Consider the following 15,534-nt stretch of genomic DNA (forward strand, 5'->3'; position numbering starts at 1 on the left):
TCCTCTCCCCGAGGGGAGAGGAGATCGGTGGCAATGTCCGCTCCTCTTCTCCCCGACGGGGAGAAGGTGCCCGACCGCAGCGAGGGCGGATGAGGGGGCATCGGAAACCGCAATATCCAGGCACAATGGAAACCTGATCCTTGTCCATCGCGCTCCTCATCGAGCAATTGCTGAACGGTCTGCAATTCGGCGTCATGCTGTTTCTGATGGCGGCGGGGCTGACGCTGATCTTCGGCGTGATGGGCCTCATCAACCTGGCGCATGGCTCGCTCTATATGTTCGGTGCCTTTGCCTGCGCGGCGGTTGCGGCGGCGACGGGCTCGTTCTGGCTCGGGCTCGCCGCCAGTCTCGCGGCCGCTGCCGCAGCCGGCGCCCTCGTGGAGGTCGCCGTCATCCGCCGGCTCTATGACCGCGATCATCTCGATCAGGTGCTGGCGACTTTCGCCCTGATCCTGATTTTTTCGGAAGGCACGCGCTGGCTGTTCGGCTCGTTCCCGCTCTATCTCAACATCCCGAACGTGCTTTCTGGCGCGGTCGAACTGCCGGGCGGCGGCCGCTACCAACTCTACCGGCTTGCCATCATCGGCGTCGGCGTGGTTGTCGCAGCCGGCCTTTACGTGCTGATCTCGCGCACGCGGCTCGGCATGCGCATCCGCGCGGGTCAGTCCGACCGCGAGATGATTGCGGCCCTCGGCGTCGATATCGGCACGCTCTACACGGTGGTCTTTGCGCTCGGTGCCGCGCTTGCCGGCCTTGCCGGCGCGCTGGTCGGCGCGTTGCAGTCGGTGCAGGTCGGCATGGGCGAGCCGGTGCTGATCCTCGCCTTCGTGGTGATCGTCATCGGTGGCATCGGCTCGGTGAAGGGCGCGCTGGTCGGGGCGGTTCTCGTCGGCGTGGTGGACACGCTCGGCCGCTTTCTGCTGCCCAAGTTGTTCGCGGTTTTCATGGGGCCGGCCGCCGGCGCGACGACTGGCGCCGCGATTGCCTCGATGCTGATCTACATCGTCATGGCGCTTATTCTGGCGTTCCGGCCCAAAGGCCTGTTCGCGGCCAATACGTGAGGCAGTGGCATGAGCCGCGAAACCCTCATCAACACCGTGCTTGCCGTGGCGCTGCTGGCGCTGCCGCTTGCCGCCGTCTCCGCAGGCGAGCCATTCTATGTCACGCTCGCTACCCGGATGGCAATTCTGGCGCTGGGAGCCGTCGGTCTCAATCTGGCGCTTGGGCTCGGCGGGCTGATCTCCTTCGGCCATGCGGCCTTCTTCGGTATCGGCGGCTATGTCGCCGGCATCTTCGCTAGCCATGCTTTCAACCAGCAGCCGATGTTTTTCGGATTTTCCGGCAGCGACCAGATGCCGGTCATCTGGCTTGCCGCCCTTGTGATCAGCGCCCTCATCGCCCTGCCGATCGGCGCCATCAGCCTGCGGACATCTGGCGTGTACTTCATCATGATCACGTTGGCCTTTGCCCAGATGATCTATTATTTCGCCGTTTCCTGGCCGGCCTATGGCGGTGAGGACGGGCTTTCCATCCTCACCCGCAATGCCTTTCCAGGTGTCAACACCGCAAGCCCGCTCGGCTTCTTCCTGATCTGCTATGCGTTGTTGATGGCCGCGCTTTGCGTCTTCTGGCTGGTGCGCAATTCGCGCTTCGGCGCGGCCCTGCAGGCGGCGCGGCAAAACGAGGTGCGGCTCGCTTCGGTCGGCATAGAGCCGTTTCGCATCCGGCTGGCCGCCTTTGCCATGTCGGCCGCCATCACCGGCCTTGCCGGGGCGCTGTTTGCCGATCTCAATCGCTTTGCCAGTCCGTCGATGCTGTCCTGGCACATGTCGGGCGAACTGATCGTGCTGATCATTCTTGGCGGCACGGCCCGCCTGTTCGGACCCGTTGCCGGTGCCGTGCTGTTCGTGCTGATCGAATTCGTGCTTGGCGGCTGGACCGAGCGCTGGCAATTCTTTCTCGGACTGATGCTGCTTGGCGTCGTGCTGTTTGCACGGGGCGGGCTGATCGGCCTTCTCGCCGGAAAGGCGCGTCATGGCTGAGGCGGTGCTTGTCGTGAAGGATTTGCGCAAGAACTTCGGCGCGTTGAAGGCGACCGATGGCGTCAGCTTCGACCTGCGTCCGGGAGAAATCCACGCGCTCATCGGCCCCAACGGGGCCGGCAAGACCACCTTGATCCATCAGATCGCCGGCTCGATCCGCCCCGACCACGGCACGATCCGCTTCCTCGGACAGGATATCAGCGCGCTCGGCGTGGCCGCGCGTGCCCGGCTCGGGCTCGGCCGCAGCTTCCAGGTCTCGTCGCTGGCGCCTGAGTTTTCGGCGCTGCGCAATGTCATGCTGGCGGTGCAGTCGCGGCAGGGCTCGAGCTTCCGCTTCCTGCGCCCGGTGATGCGCGATGCAACGCTGACCGAACCGGCGATGGCGATGCTGGAACGCACCGGCCTTGCCGCGCGCGCACATCTGCCGGCGGCGGAGCTGTCGCATGGCGAACGCCGCCAGCTTGAGATTGCCATCGCGCTGGCGCTCGGCTCAAAGGCGTTTCTGTTCGACGAGCCGATGGCGGGAATGGGCCCGGAGGGATCGAAACGGCTGACGGTGTTTCTCGACGGTTTGCGTCAGGAAGCACCGATCCTTTTGGTCGAACACGACATGGATGCGGTCTTCGCACTCGCCGACCGCATTTCCGTGCTGGTCTATGGGCGGATCATCGCCACCGGCACGGTCGATGAAATCCGCAACGATGCGGAGGTTCGCCGCGCCTATCTTGGGGAGGCGTCATGAGCCTCCTTGAAGTGAGCGGGTTGGAGACGTTTTACGGCGCCTTGCAGGCGCTGTTCGGTGTGGAGCTTGTCGTCGCCGAAGGCGAGGTTGTGGCCTTGATGGGCCGCAACGGTATGGGAAAGACGACGACGATCAGCTCTATTCTCGGCATGATCCGGCCGCGCAACGGCTCGATCCGTCTTGCGGGACGCGAGGTGGCGGGCATGCGCGCCCACCGCATTGCCCAGTTTGGCGTCGGGCTGGTGCCGGAGGGGCGGCGCTGCTTTCCCAATCTCACGGTGCGCGAGAATCTCGTTGCCGCCGCGCGCCCCGGTAGGTGGACTGCCAAGCGCGTGAACGAGCTCTTCCCACGGCTTGAAGAGCGCCACGCCCAATATGCCAATACGCTTTCCGGCGGCGAGCAGCAGATGCTGGCGATCGGCCGCGCGCTGATGACCAATCCCGAGCTCCTCATTCTTGACGAGGCGACCGAAGGCCTTGCTCCGGTCATCCGGCAGGACATCTGGGCGGCAATCCGCCGTCTGAAGCGCGAAGGCCAGTCGATCCTCGTTGTCGACAAGACGCTAAGCGAAATGCTGCCCGTGGCCGACCGGTGCTTCGTGCTGGAGAAGGGCCGCACGGTCTTTTCGGGTCTTCCGGCGGCGCTGACCGCCGAGCTGCAGGACCGCTATCTCGGCGTCTAGAGCATGATCCCGAAAGTGGTCGCCGGTTTTCGGAGAAGATCATGCTCAAACAAAGAAAATAACCCCTGGAATTCAGGAATCGGAGATCATCCCCATGACCACACCGACCGTTCATCAGCTACTCCATCCGGCCAATTGGAAACCCGCCAAGGGCTATGCCAACGGCATACTGGCGGAAGGCCGCGCGGTCTATGTCGGCGGGCAGATCGGCTGGACCGGCGACCAGATATTCGAGGCGAAGGACCTCGCCGGGCAAACCCGCCAGACCCTGCAGAACATCGTCGATATCGTGGCTGAAGCCGGCGGCCGGCCGGAGCACATCGTCAAGATGACCTGGTACATCATCAGCAAAGCCGACTATCTCGCCAATCTGAAGGCGGTCGGCGACGCCTATCGCAGCGTCATGGGCAAGCACTTCCCGGCCATGGCCATGGTGCAGGTGGCGGCCCTGATCGAGGACGAGGCGAAGGTCGAGATCGAGGCCGTCGCCGTGCTGCCCAACTGAGACGAAAGGCTCTGGCTTATTCCTTGCTTCCGGCCGCCAGGAAATTGCCTATCCTTTCCAGCGCCCGCAGGATGTTTTCTTCGGAGTTGGCGTAGGAAAGACGGATATAGCCTTCGCCGAGAATGCCGAAATCCGGTCCGCCGATCAGCGCCACTCCGGCCTCCTCCAGCAGGGCGGAGGCAAGCTTCTTGGCCTTCCAGCCGGTCTTCTCGATGTTCGGGAAAGCGTAGAACGCACCCTTCGGCGTGATGCAGGAAACGCCGGGCAGTTCGTTCAGTCCCGCGACCACCAGCTTTCGCCTGCTGTCGAAGGCACGCATCATCTTTTCCACCTCGTCCTGCGGACCGTCGATCGCCGCGATGCCGGCGAACTGGCTCGGCGCGTTGACACAGGACCAGCAATTGACCGCCAGCTTGCGAACTTTGTCGTAAAGATGGCCGCTCTCGGCCGAGTTCGGCCAGATCGACCAGCCCATGCGCCAGCCGGTCATCGCCCAGGTCTTCGACCAGCCATTGAGCACGATCAGCCGCTCGCGGATTTCGGGGAATTGCAGCAGCGAGCAATGCGTCTCGCTGTCATACGTCATGACGTCGTAGATCTCGTCGGACAGAATGGCGACATGGGGATGCACTTCCAGCCCCTTCACCAGCTTCTCGATTTCGGTGCGCGGCGTAACGCCGCCGGTCGGATTGGCGGGTGAGTTGAGGATCAGCAGCCGCGTCTTCGGCGTGATCAGCGACAGCGTTTCTTCCGCCGAGAACGCAAAGCCGTTGGCCTCGCGCATCGGCACGGGAACAGGCGTCGCGCCGGTATACTCGATCATCGAGCGATAGATCGGAAAGCCGGGATCAGGATAGAGAATTTCCGCGCCCGGTTCGCCGAACATCAGGATCGCGGCAAACATCGTCGGCTTGCCGCCCGGCATGATCATCACGGATTCGGGCGAGACCTCCACGCCGGTCGTTGCCAGAACGCGGCGCACCACCGCCTCGCGCGTCGCCAAAAGCCCGTTCGCGGGCGTATAGCCGTGGTGGCCGTCACGCAGCGCCTTGATTGCGGCTTCGACGATATGGGCGGGCGTGCTGAAATCCGGCTGGCCGATGCCGAGATTGACGATGTCGCGCCCCTGCTGGGCAAGGGCCGTAGCCCGCGCCAGCACGGCAAAGGCATTTTCCTCGCCAAGGCGATCGAAGGCGGCAATCGTTTGGAGCATTTTTCCGGTCCGTCTGGTTCTTTCGCAGCAAATCGGGTTTTGTGAGGGATAAACCGGGAAAGTCAATTGCCACGGAGTTGGCCTTATGTCCGAAGAGCTGAAAAATTGGCAGCCGAGGCCGCGACCGAAGCGCGCGCCCATGGAAGGCCGCTATGTCCGGCTCGAGCCGCTGGATGCCGCGCGCCATGGCGATGGGCTCTATGAAGCCTGCTGCGTTCCCGATGCCGAGGCACGCTTTCGCTATCTGTTCGAATATGCGCCGCAAAGCCGCGCGGCCTTGCAGCCATGGCTGGATAAGGCGGCCAATAGCGAGGATCCGCTGTTCTTCGCGGTGATCGACCGGGAAAGCGGCCGCATCGCCGGGCGGCAGGCGCTGATGCGCATCGACGTGAACCATGGCCTCATCGAGATCGGCAGCATCTATTGGGGACCGCTCGTTGCGCGCCGGCCGGCGGCCACGGAAGCTCTTTTCCTCTTCGCGCAATATGCCTTCGAGACACTCGGTTATCGTCGCTTCGAATGGAAATGCCACAATGAGAACCAGCCATCGAAGCGGGCGGCTGAGCGCTTCGGCTTCCAGTTCGAGGGCATCTTTCGCCAGCACATGGTCGCCAAGGGCGCAAATCGCGACACGGCGTGGTATTCGATCATCGATTCGGAATGGCCGGCATTGAAACGCGCCTATGAGAACTGGCTCGATCCGGCTAATTTCGACGCAGACGGCAGGCAAAGACGGCGGCTGGAGGATTTTCGCGCCGTCCAAAGCTGAAGGGCGACCGATGGCGCACGACCACCATCATCATGGCCATGGCGGCGGCGCTCATGTCCATGGCAACACCGACAAGAGCCGTGTGCTGATCGCCGCCTGCCTTACCGGCGGCTTCATGTTTGCAGAGGCGATTGGCGGCGTGCTCACCGGTTCGCTGGCGCTGCTTGCCGATGCCGGGCACATGATGACCGATTCGGTCTCGCTGGCGCTTGCCTGGTACGCCTTCCATCTCGCCGGACGCGCGGCGACGGCGCGCATGACCTACGGCTTCGACCGGGTCAAGACGCTGGTTGCCTATACGAACGGCCTGGCGGTGTTCGTCATCGGTCTGTGGATCGTCTATGAAGCCTGGCACCGGCTGAGCGAACCGTCCCCCGTTCTCGGCGGCCCGATGCTGGTGGTGGCGCTCGTCGGCCTCCTTGTCAATGTCGCAGCCTTCCTTGCGCTGCATGGCGGCGACAGGGACAATCTCAACATGCGCGGCGCGATCCTGCACGTCATCGGCGACCTGCTCGGATCGGTTGCCGCACTGGTCGCTGCGCTTGTCATTCTGCTCACCGGCTGGGTGCTGATAGATCCGCTGCTTTCGGTGCTGGTCGCGCTGCTTCTGTTCAAGAGCGCATGGTCGCTGGTGAGGGAGGCGGGGCATCTCCTGCTTGAGGGGGTGCCCTCCAGCCTGGACCGCGACCTGATCGCCAGGGACATCGAAGCCCATATCGATGGTGTGCGCGAGGTGCACCACATGCACGTCTGGTCGCTGGACGGCGCCCGCAATATGGCCACTCTTCATGCCTGCCTCATCGAGGGGGCGGATGCTCATGCCGCGGTGAGTGCGATCAAGCGTCGCCTTGCCTCGGAGCACGGCATAGAGCATGCGACGGTCGAGCCGGAATTCGGGCACTGCGCCGATCTGGACCACGATCACGACCACCGCGAGCACAGGACGGCCGCAAGCTGATGGACCCCAATACCCGCAACAGCGCGATCGCCGCGGCTACGATCATGCTGATCTTCGGCATTGTCGCCTTTTACATTCCGACCATCATGCTGGCGATCGGCAAGATTTCGACCGTGGCAGCCGGCGCGATCACGATCCTGTTCATCGTTTCATTGTTCGTGCTGTTCTGGCTTCGCGGAAAGTCCCGCAGGGGCGACAAGTAACGCTGGTCCAGAGGTTCGGCTTCAGGCGTTGAGGCTCGCGCCAAGCAGCGCCAGGCCGAGCAGAAACACCAGGGCAGCACCCGCGATCTCGATGGCTGAATGCATTCGGTTGCCGGCGCGGCCGTCTCCGGCCATGGCGACTGCCCAGTTCTTGGCGGTGACCGCAAGCGTGGCAAGCACCGAGACGGTGATCGCCGTGCCCAAGGCCATGGCGAAGACCGAGAGAACGCCACCTGCCCAAAGCCCGTTCAAAAAAGCGAAGGTGAGCACGATCAGCGCGCCCGAACACGGCCGCAGGCCGACCGCACCGACTGCTGCCCAGGCCGTCTTCCAGTTGAAGCGGTCGCCGGAAATCAGCGTCGGATCAGGTGCGTGGGCGTGGCCGCAGCTCGTGCAGACCTCGCCCGGCGCGTGAGCATGTGTGTGATGCTCGTGACCATGATGTGCATGATCGTCATGCGCATGTGAATGGGGCTGAGTGTGCGCTGCCGAGAGGCTGCGAACCGGCTGGCGCCCGAACGCAACGAGCATCGGCGATGCAGCCTTGCGCCACAGGAGCCAGGCACCGAACGCGGTGATCAGAGCGTAGCTTGCCACCTCCATGAACCAGGTGGCGTTGGTCATCGAAATCGAACTGCCGCGCAGCACGAGGAACAGCAACCCCATCATGGCGATTGCCGTCAGCGCCTGCAGCATCGCCGAGACAAAGGAGAGCATAACCCCGCGCCGCAGCGTCACCTCATTGGCCAGCATGTAGGAGGAGATGACGGCCTTGCCGTGACCCGGTCCTGCGGCATGAAAGACGCCATAGGCGAAGGAAAGTCCGACCAGCAGCCAGGGATGGCCGCCTTCGTCGCGCATCGTCTTCAGCGCGCCGGTCAGCGAGCGGTAGAAGGCCTGCTGCTGCAGGTTGATCCAGTTCATCCAGCCGGCGAAAAGTCCGGTGGAAGGCGCCATCGCTTCATTGGTGCCGATGCCGAGCGAGCTTTGCGCGTGCGCAACCTGCAGGAAGTGGGTAAGCACATACGCCGCCGCCAATGTGGCGAAAATCAACCGGATCGTCTTCTTCTTCACGGTCTATCCTTTGGCGGGGCAGTTCAGTTCGAGGCGGGTCGCGAAAATCTTGCTCATATCGGTGCCGGCGGGGTCATTGAAGAAGGCCTCTGTCAGCGTCGACTGATTTTGCGCAAGGGCTTCGTCAGGATCGGGGCGAATGACGCTTCGCGTGCAGGTCGACGGCAGGTCGGCGACACTCATGTTCTCGTCCTCGACGAAATCGATCGCCGTGTAGAAGGTCGGGTCGTAGACGCCGAAGCCGATCTTGCCGTCCAGCTTCAGCGGCGCCTTGGGCTCGGATTCAAACAGGATGATGAGCTGGTTGTCTTCATAGTTGGCCATCAGCTGCGCTGGCGGCTTCATCTCGACGTCCTTGCCGTTAAGGGTCACGATCTGGAAATAGCCGAATTCGGCAAGCGAGGCCTGGACGGTGTCGGAGACCTCTTTCAGTTCCGCATCGTCGAGCTTCAGGTCGGAGTTCTTGTCGAACTCCATCAGAACCGTGCTCGAAAACAGATCGTCGAAACGCCAAAGATGACGCAGCGATTTCACCGTCTGGTCTGCATTGACCATCACGTCCAGCCGCGCCTCGGCAAAGACATGCGGATGAACCCACGCCGGGGCGGTGGAGGCAAGCAGCATGGCGGTGGCACCGGCCAGCATCGCTGTGTGTAGTTTTCCAGACATATGCCGACCGCATTCCTGCTTCGATTCAAGTTGGCGAGCCTTACCAGAAACCCGGCGAAAATGGGACCGAGGGATCACCTCTGCTCGCGCTGCTTGAACCACTGCACGAGAAAATCGACGAATACCCGCACCTTGGCCGGCAGGTAGCGGCGATGCGGATAGACTGCGAATATGCCGCCGCCGGGCACGATGCGGTTGTCGAGCACCGGCACCAGCTCGCCGCGTTCAATGGCGGGCGCGGCAATGAAGTCGGGCAGGACCGCATAGCCGAGGCCGGCAAGCGCGGCGGCGCGCGTTGCAAGCGGGCTGTTCACCTCCAACGGCCCGGAAACCGAAACGCTGATCGTTTCGCCGTCGTCGCCAAGGAACGGCCAGTTGGAAAGCCAGCGGCCATTGGTGTCGATGATGCAGGGGAGGCGGGCAAGGTCCTGGGGCCGGCTCGGCGTGCCGTGGGTGGCAATCAGTTCGGGGGAAGCGCAGATGCGTACCGAAAACGGCGCCAGCCGGCGCGCGATCAGCGACGAGTTCTCAAGGCGCGATATGCGGATCGCCAGGTCGAAGCCTTCTTCCACAAGATCGACGAAGCGGTCGTCGAGATGGATTTCCAGGACGATGTCCGGATGCGCCTTGGCGAAGTCGATCAGCGACTGGCCGATCGGCGCGTCGGCGAAGGTCCGTGGCGCCGACAGCTTGATGCGGCCGCGGACGTCGGTCGATGATTCGCGCACGTCGTCGGCGAGGCTGTCGATCTCCCGAACGATCTCGGTGGCGCGGCGGTAATAGGTGTGGCCGGCTTCGGTCAGCGAGAACTGTCGGGTGGTGCGGTTGAGCAAAAGCGCGCCGAGTTCGTCCTCCAGTTCGCGCACATATTTCGACAGCAGCGCCTTGGAGCGGCCGATCTTGCGGGCGGCGGCGGAAAAGCCTTCCGCTTCAACCACATCGATGAAGCCACGCATGCGTGTCAGCGTATCCATGGCGCTGCCTTCTTCCGATGTTTAGCAAGCCTGTTTACGGCCATTGTTCGATGATTCACCAGCGTTTGCATAGCTTTGTTCGGGCAATGAAAATTTTACAAGCCGGCCGCCGATTTTTGTTGATTATGACGACCGTCGCTCCTATATGCCGCTTGCCCAAAGTCGCACGTGCCTGTGGGTGTCCGCCGATCCTCGAATGGTGAGGGCAATCGGTAAGGTAACTGGAGCCGATCCTCCAGTCGGTCTGGCGGCCAACCGCCAAATCGAGGACGCCTGAAGCAACGACGGTGCGGGCCTTTCTGGTGTTCTGCCGGTTGTCCAAAAACCGGGGTTACTGAAGAGGCACACCCTCATTGCCGGCAGTGCGGAACGGGCCTCCCAATCCAAGCCAAGGCAGACAAAGCGAACCGGAGCCGGGCAAGGCTTCAGTTCACCGCGGCGCGGTCAAGCGTTCATGATTCCGGGGTCTCCACCGGCTGGCATCATGGAACTCTGATCGCGTCTTTGTCCATCCGCGGTTCAGCGGCCGATATGGCCGTCCCGCAGCCTGATCGCGCGCGCCTGAAACGCGCTTTGGAGAGACCTATGGCCACGCAGCGCATCATCGATTTCCTTGCCGCCCGACGTCCCGAAGGCCCCTGCCTGATCGTCGATCTCGACGTCGTGCGCGAAAATTTCAACGCCTTTCAGAAGGCGCTGCCGGATTCCAGCATTTACTACGCGGTGAAGGCCAACCCCGCGCCCGAGATCCTGCGTCTGCTCGCCTCGCTGGGCTCGTCCTTCGACACCGCTTCGGTGGCCGAAGTCGAAATGGCGATGGATGCCGGTGCGCCCGCGGATCGCATCTCCTTCGGCAACACCATCAAGAAGGAGCGCGACATCGCGCGCGCCTATGATCTGGGCATCCGGCTGTTTGCCGTCGACTGCGTCGAGGAGGTCGAGAAGATCGCGCGTGTAGCTCCGGGCTCGCAGGTCTTCTGCCGCGTGCTGACGGACGGCGAAGGTGCGGAATGGCCGCTGTCGCGCAAGTTCGGCTGCGTGCCGGCCATGGCGGTCGACGTGCTTCGCCATGCGAAGTCGCTCGGGCTCGATGCCTATGGCGTGTCGTTCCATGTCGGCTCGCAACAGGTCGATCTGTCGGCCTGGGACCGCGCGCTGGGCGATGCCAAGTCGGTGTTTGCGCAACTCGCGGAGGAAGGCATCGTGCTGAAGATGGTCAATATGGGCGGCGGCTTCCCGACCCGCTACCTGAAGGACGTGCCGGCGGCCTGCGCCTATGGCGAAGCCATCTTCGAAGCGCTGCGCAAGCACTTCGGCAACGACATTCCGCGTACCATCATCGAGCCTGGTCGCGGCATGGTGGGCAATGCCGGCGTCATCAAGTCGGAAGTGGTGCTGATCTCGCGCAAGGCCGACAACGACAATGTGCGTTGGGTCTATCTCGACATCGGCAAGTTCGGCGGTCTGGCCGAAACCATGGACGAGGCGATCCGCTATCCCATCGTCACGCCGCGCGACGGCGACGAGGCGTCTCCCTGCGTGCTCGCCGGCCCGACCTGCGATTCGGCCGACGTGATGTACGAGAAGACGCCGTACCCGCTGCCGCTGTCGCTGACCATCGGCGACGAGGTGCTGATCGAAGGCACGGGCGCCTATACGACCACCTATTCGGCGGTCGCCTTCAACGGCTTCGAGCCTCTCCGATCCTACGTGATCTGACGGCTCGGCGCCGGACCCGTTCGACGCTTCGATCGAGTCGCCAGATCACTCCGCCGCCGGCGTTCGCGCCGGCGACGGACTCGCTTGTGGAAAACTCCGCTCGTGAAGGATCGCGGAAATGAAAGCTCTCTTTGGAACTGCTGAAAAAGGCAAAGCTGCAGACTGGCTGCTCTCCTCGTCTAAAGGAGAGATGCCCGGTGCTGCGCCATCCTTCATCATCACTGCCGAAGCCTGCAGCGACATAGCGGCACGCGAGGCACTGCTCGACCGAGCCATGGGTCCGAAGCGCCGCAAGAAGTCGTCCGAGAAGCTGCGGCGCGGGCGGCGGCCATCGGAGGGCCTCGCCTTCGTGGCACGCGATGCCGATGGCCACGTCATCGGTACGGTGCGTCTTTGGGACGTGCGGGTAGGCGAGGGTGGCACGCGGGCGCTGCTTCTGGGACCCTTGGCTGTCGATCCGGCGATGAAGAATGGCGGGGTCGGCTCAGCGCTGATGCGCCACGCGGTTTCGGAAGCGCGCCGGCTTGGCCATGGCGCGATCCTGCTGGTCGGCGACGCGCCGTACTACGCCCGTTTCGGGTTTTCGGCTGAGAAGACCGGCGCGCTAGCCATGCCCGGCCCCTATGAGCGGCATCGCTTCCTGGCGCTCGAACTTGTTGATGGCGCGCTGGATGGCGCCCAGGGCATACTCAGGTCCTGCGGTCGCAGGCAGAAGCCGGCAAGGCTGGCGCTTGCCGCATGAAAAAGCCCGGGCGAACTATCTGTTCGCCCGGGCTTTTCAAGTGGTGGAGTTCGTTGTCAGATGATCTGGCTCAGCGCCATGGCAACCGACATGTCACCCTCGACCTTGATCTTGCCGGTCATGAACGCTGTCGTCGGGCTGAGGTCGCCGCTTACCAGCGAGTCGAGGTCGTCCAGCGAGAGCTTGAAGGTGCAGTCGGCTGGTGCATCGGCGGTCGAGATCGAGGCGCCGTCAATGACGATGACGCCATCGTCGCCGGTGTCGAACTTGACCGACCTGTCAAAACCGGAGCTTTCCACGCGGTTCCGAATCTTGTCGACGATTGCTTCGATTCCCATGACGATGGTTCCTTTTTTGGACATGGCGGCGCGACCGCGCTCGGTCGCGGAAGGCCGGCAGGATAACGGACTGTCGAAATCCGTATAGCCTCTTGTTGACGTAAACGTCAATCTGCTTAGATCGACGTGCGACCTGACGGACGCATATATTGTCGATCGATCTCTTTGTTGGAGCGTCGGAATTTTCCGAAAACCGGATTTCCACTTTTCGGTCCGGTGCTGTAGCCACCTTCGCGAAGGTCAGTGAGACGTTTCCGGCTCGGGCACGGCCTCCTCGACCGGCTGGGCCTCTCGATAGCGCACCGCGTTGTCGCGGGTTTCGGCCCGGCTCAGGAAGTCGATCTGCTCGATAATGACCTCGTGAACGAGCTTCTCGCCGACCCGCGTGTTGATACTGTCGCGAATGCCGTTCCTGAAAACGTCCAGATCGAGTTCCTCGCGCTTCGAGAAGTTGATCTGCGGATTGGCGTAGAGATAGGTATAGACCTGATCGGTGATGAGCGACTCGACCGGCACGGACAGCTTTTCGGCTTGTCCGGGCTCGACCGTATAGACCAGCCGCGTCAGGAAATAGCCGTCGACCGTCGCGCGGTTGACGATGGGCACCGAGATCACATCGGTGCGCACATAGTCCAACCCGCCGAACAGCGCCGGCTTGGCATCCGCTTCCGGTTTGCCGGCCGATGACTGAAAGGCATAGAACACCGCCGCCAGCGTTACGACGCAGATCCAGGCGGCCGCGCCGATGAACTTGATCAAGGCCTCCCCCCGAACTCGCCGGCGGTATAGGTGCCGTCCGTCTCTGCGCGCTGGATCACGTCCTGCATCAGCGCGGCGATCTCGCCGACAGCGCTCATATGGGCGCGGATCGCCGCTTCGTTGCTGGCGAGCTTCTCGCGCAGGCGCTCGATGCCGGCGCGGTGCTCGGACAACAGCTCGGCATCCTCTATTCCCTTGGTCGCCCGGGTAAGCTCGTAGAGATAGCGGCTCTTGCGCGCGTTGGAGGTCTTGAGGTCGAAGTCGCCGCCGGCGCGAATGGCGGCGGTCTCCTCATCAACGGTCTGCGAGATGCGCTCGATGATGCCAGGCAGATTGCCGAGCCGCGCCGCTGCTTCGGGACGTTTGCCCTGGCCCGGCAGGTTCTTATTGGTCGGTGTCCGGTCGGTGGTCATCAAACGTTCCTGAATTCCTTAGGATTTTGGGGTAGCAGTCGTGGCTGCCCTGTCCTCGAACAGGGTCTGCGCGATCCTGCGCTGCATTTCCTGAACCAGCGCCTGCGACAGCCTGGCCTGTTCGTCCGCCTCCGCCATTCCGGGGCCGCCGGACACCGCGTCGATCGCGGCCTTGTCTCCTGCGTCGGCGTAGTGTGGGCCAAGCACCCGGTCGGCAATGCCGATGCCGCCGCGCTCTGCCATGACATCGGCGATGCGCCCGGCCATCATCGATTTCCACATGTCGCCTGCCAACCCCTTGCCGTAGACGTTCTCGGCGTCCTTCGGCAGCATGTTCTGGATGAAGGTCTGCAATACCATGGCCTCGAAGCGCTTGAACGCCTCCGGCGATTTGGCCGATCCGGCGTTGGCGGTCACTTTCGGCCCGGCAATTTCGCCCAGCGAGAAAGCGGCGACGCCAGTCTCACCGGCGCTGCCGCCGCGCCTGGCAAGCTCGGCCCGCGCCGTCTCGATGCGGGTCGGCTCGACCGCACGGGCGACGTCCAGGACAATGTCGCTGGGGAGAGAAATCGCCAAGGAAACCGTTCCCTATCCTACCTTATCGATAGCGTTCATCCTGGACCAACAAGCTTGTGGCAACCTTACCGGTCGTCCTGCGCGGCGTTGCGCTCGATGATGTCCAGGCGTTCGCGATCGGCACTATCGCGCTCGTCGCGGCGGCGCGCCTGGCGATAGGCTTTTTCGACCATGTTGGTGCGGGCGGTGGCGGCGGCGAGCTTCTCAGCTTCGAGCCTGGCCAGCGCGGTATTCTCTTGCCTGCGGGCAAGCGCCTTGCCGATGCGGCCATGATAGATTTCCGGAAACATTGCCGAAAGCGACCCTTCGGCGTCGAACCGGTCGGCAAGTTCGGCTGCTTCCCTGCCGGCCGCCGTCGCCGTCACCAGATAGGCGGCGTGCCGTGTTTCATGCAGCGCCTTCAACTGCCCTTGTACCTTGACCAGCTTCTGCAGGCGTTCCTTTCGCGAGGTCAAATCTATCTCCCGATGGTGGCGGCAAAGAAGCCGTCCGCAAACAGTCTGAGGAAGGTTCCGGCCGCCCAATAGAACAGGATCAGGCCACCGGCGATCAGGAACGGCAGCGATATGAAGTAGACCGGGATTTGCGGCGTCAGCTTGTTGACGAAGCCGATCGTCAGATTGACCAGAATGGCGTAGGCGATGAAGGGACTGCCGAGCCGCAGCATGATCAGGAAGGATTCCGCCAGAGTATCGGCGACATCCACCAGGGCGGCGCGGGCGTTGAAGAACACGTTGAGCGGCGCCACCTGGTAGGAGGCAACCAGTGCCTTGACGATGTCGTGGTGGAAATCGAACACGAACAGCAGGAGCAGCGCCGAAAACGATATCAGCGCAGTCAGCGCCGCCTCCGGTTCGTTTTCCGCGATTGCCGCTCCAGCCATGCCGCCAAACCCCATCAGCATGGCCATGCCTGCGCCGATGAAGCCCAACGCCAGCACATAGATGCGCGCCAGAAGGCCGATCAGCGAGCCGATGAGCAGCTCCGAGGCGATCATCGGCAGCAGCACCTGCGGACGGCGGTCGACGAAGGGGACGATCTGGTCCCACAGATGGACGAGCAGCGCGCCGGTCGCTGCAACGGCGATGAACAGCCGCACCTGCATCGGCACGCGCGCGCTGGAAAACCCCGGCATCACCATGAAACAGCCACCGA

Annotated in this window: 20 protein-coding genes; 10 read left to right on the top strand and 10 right to left on the bottom strand. The window is 63.1% G+C overall.

The genetic code is table 11. The annotated features are described in order from the left end of the window. The first annotated feature begins 140 nt into the window (after nucleotides 1-140). From ACLKMW_RS12735 to ACLKMW_RS12755, 5 genes are all read left to right on the top strand, one after another. The gene (locus tag ACLKMW_RS12735; protein ID WP_415724832.1) at nucleotides 141-1,061 is read left to right on the top strand and encodes a branched-chain amino acid ABC transporter permease; all 921 of its coding nucleotides are present in this window, start codon (nucleotides 141-143) and stop codon (nucleotides 1,059-1,061) included. Between the two features lie 9 nt (nucleotides 1,062-1,070). Next, entirely contained in the window at nucleotides 1,071-2,042 is a 972-nt protein-coding gene (locus ACLKMW_RS12740; RefSeq protein ID WP_415724833.1) for a branched-chain amino acid ABC transporter permease, read from the top strand. Further along, nucleotides 2,035-2,784: an ABC transporter ATP-binding protein gene (locus ACLKMW_RS12745; protein ID WP_415724834.1), complete on the top strand. Its 750-nt coding sequence runs from the start codon at nucleotides 2,035-2,037 to the stop codon at nucleotides 2,782-2,784. The genes ACLKMW_RS12740 and ACLKMW_RS12745 overlap by 8 nt, the downstream gene beginning before the upstream one ends. After that, the gene (locus ACLKMW_RS12750) at nucleotides 2,781-3,467 is read left to right on the top strand and encodes an ABC transporter ATP-binding protein (protein WP_415724835.1); all 687 of its coding nucleotides are present in this window, start codon (nucleotides 2,781-2,783) and stop codon (nucleotides 3,465-3,467) included. Before ACLKMW_RS12745 ends, ACLKMW_RS12750 begins: the two co-directional genes overlap by 4 nt. A 94-nt stretch (nucleotides 3,468-3,561) precedes the next feature. Beyond that, on the top strand, nucleotides 3,562-3,972 hold the full coding sequence (locus tag ACLKMW_RS12755) for a RidA family protein (RefSeq protein ID WP_415724836.1): 411 nt from the start codon (nucleotides 3,562-3,564) through the stop codon (nucleotides 3,970-3,972). 16 nt (nucleotides 3,973-3,988) lie between these two features. On the opposite strand, the gene ACLKMW_RS12760 is transcribed toward ACLKMW_RS12755, so the two are convergent. Beyond that, nucleotides 3,989-5,185 carry a pyridoxal phosphate-dependent aminotransferase gene (locus tag ACLKMW_RS12760; RefSeq protein WP_415724837.1) on the bottom strand — a complete coding sequence of 399 codons (1,197 nt, stop codon included), beginning with the start codon at nucleotides 5,183-5,185 and terminating at the stop codon, nucleotides 3,989-3,991. An 85-nt stretch (nucleotides 5,186-5,270) separates the two neighbouring features. Between ACLKMW_RS12760 and ACLKMW_RS12765 the strand changes: the two genes are divergently transcribed. From ACLKMW_RS12765 to ACLKMW_RS12775, 3 genes are read left to right on the top strand one after another with little or no spacing between them, the layout of a single operon-like run. Beyond that, a complete protein-coding gene (locus ACLKMW_RS12765) occupies nucleotides 5,271-5,954 on the top strand; it encodes a GNAT family N-acetyltransferase (protein WP_415724838.1) in 684 nt (227 codons plus the stop codon). A 10-nt stretch (nucleotides 5,955-5,964) separates the two neighbouring features. Further along, nucleotides 5,965-6,912 carry a cation diffusion facilitator family transporter gene (locus tag ACLKMW_RS12770; protein WP_415724839.1) on the top strand — a complete coding sequence of 316 codons (948 nt, stop codon included), beginning with the start codon at nucleotides 5,965-5,967 and terminating at the stop codon, nucleotides 6,910-6,912. Then, nucleotides 6,912-7,115, top strand: a complete 204-nt coding sequence (locus ACLKMW_RS12775; protein ID WP_415724840.1) for a hypothetical protein — start codon at nucleotides 6,912-6,914, stop codon at nucleotides 7,113-7,115. The genes ACLKMW_RS12770 and ACLKMW_RS12775 overlap by 1 nt, the downstream gene beginning before the upstream one ends. 21 nt (nucleotides 7,116-7,136) lie before the next feature. On the opposite strand, the gene ACLKMW_RS12780 is transcribed toward ACLKMW_RS12775, so the two are convergent. The 3 genes from ACLKMW_RS12780 to ACLKMW_RS12790 form a co-directional block, all read right to left on the bottom strand. Further along, on the bottom strand, nucleotides 7,137-8,189 hold the full coding sequence (locus ACLKMW_RS12780) for a nickel/cobalt transporter (RefSeq protein WP_415724841.1): 1,053 nt from the start codon (nucleotides 8,187-8,189) through the stop codon (nucleotides 7,137-7,139). Nucleotides 8,190-8,192: 3 nt separating this feature from the next. Next, nucleotides 8,193-8,858: a DUF1007 family protein gene (locus ACLKMW_RS12785; protein ID WP_415724842.1), complete on the bottom strand. Its 666-nt coding sequence runs from the start codon at nucleotides 8,856-8,858 to the stop codon at nucleotides 8,193-8,195. Nucleotides 8,859-8,932: 74 nt separating this feature from the next. Next, the gene (locus ACLKMW_RS12790; protein ID WP_415724843.1) at nucleotides 8,933-9,832 is read right to left on the bottom strand and encodes a LysR family transcriptional regulator; all 900 of its coding nucleotides are present in this window, start codon (nucleotides 9,830-9,832) and stop codon (nucleotides 8,933-8,935) included. 585 nt (nucleotides 9,833-10,417) lie between these two features. Between ACLKMW_RS12790 and odc2 the strand changes: the two genes are divergently transcribed. Both odc2 and ACLKMW_RS12800 read left to right on the top strand, forming a co-directional pair. Continuing rightward, entirely contained in the window at nucleotides 10,418-11,551 is a 1,134-nt protein-coding gene (gene odc2, locus ACLKMW_RS12795; RefSeq protein ID WP_415724844.1) for an ornithine/lysine decarboxylase, read from the top strand. 190 nt (nucleotides 11,552-11,741) lie between these two features. After that, nucleotides 11,742-12,293 (top strand): GNAT family N-acetyltransferase, encoded by a 552-nt coding sequence (locus ACLKMW_RS12800; protein ID WP_415724934.1) that lies wholly within the window; start codon nucleotides 11,742-11,744, stop codon nucleotides 12,291-12,293. Nucleotides 12,294-12,349: 56 nt separating this feature from the next. Here the strand turns inward: ACLKMW_RS12800 and ACLKMW_RS12805 are convergent, their stop codons facing one another. The 6 genes from ACLKMW_RS12805 to fliR all read right to left on the bottom strand — a co-directional run bounded on the left by ACLKMW_RS12805 (nucleotide 12,350) and on the right by fliR (nucleotide 15,520). Further along, nucleotides 12,350-12,631: an SCP2 sterol-binding domain-containing protein gene (locus ACLKMW_RS12805; RefSeq protein ID WP_415724845.1), complete on the bottom strand. Its 282-nt coding sequence runs from the start codon at nucleotides 12,629-12,631 to the stop codon at nucleotides 12,350-12,352. 240 nt (nucleotides 12,632-12,871) lie between these two features. Further along, on the bottom strand, nucleotides 12,872-13,390 hold the full coding sequence (locus ACLKMW_RS12810; protein ID WP_415724846.1) for a hypothetical protein: 519 nt from the start codon (nucleotides 13,388-13,390) through the stop codon (nucleotides 12,872-12,874). Next, nucleotides 13,387-13,803 (bottom strand): hypothetical protein, encoded by a 417-nt coding sequence (locus ACLKMW_RS12815; RefSeq protein ID WP_415724847.1) that lies wholly within the window; start codon nucleotides 13,801-13,803, stop codon nucleotides 13,387-13,389. The genes ACLKMW_RS12810 and ACLKMW_RS12815 overlap by 4 nt, the downstream gene beginning before the upstream one ends. Before the next feature lie 18 nt (nucleotides 13,804-13,821). Further along, nucleotides 13,822-14,379: a rod-binding protein gene (locus ACLKMW_RS12820; RefSeq protein ID WP_415724848.1), complete on the bottom strand. Its 558-nt coding sequence runs from the start codon at nucleotides 14,377-14,379 to the stop codon at nucleotides 13,822-13,824. A gap of 65 nt (nucleotides 14,380-14,444) precedes the next feature. Next, nucleotides 14,445-14,834 (bottom strand): hypothetical protein, encoded by a 390-nt coding sequence (locus tag ACLKMW_RS12825; protein WP_415724849.1) that lies wholly within the window; start codon nucleotides 14,832-14,834, stop codon nucleotides 14,445-14,447. A 2-nt stretch (nucleotides 14,835-14,836) separates the two neighbouring features. Next, the gene (gene fliR, locus ACLKMW_RS12830) at nucleotides 14,837-15,520 is read right to left on the bottom strand and encodes a flagellar biosynthetic protein FliR (protein ID WP_415724935.1); all 684 of its coding nucleotides are present in this window, start codon (nucleotides 15,518-15,520) and stop codon (nucleotides 14,837-14,839) included. Nucleotides 15,521-15,534 lie beyond the last annotated feature (14 nt).

Origin of the sequence: Borborobacter xinjiangensis, from assembly GCF_047739745.1 — a bacterium.
Classification (GTDB): Bacteria; Pseudomonadota; Alphaproteobacteria; order Rhizobiales; family Rhizobiaceae; genus Pseudaminobacter.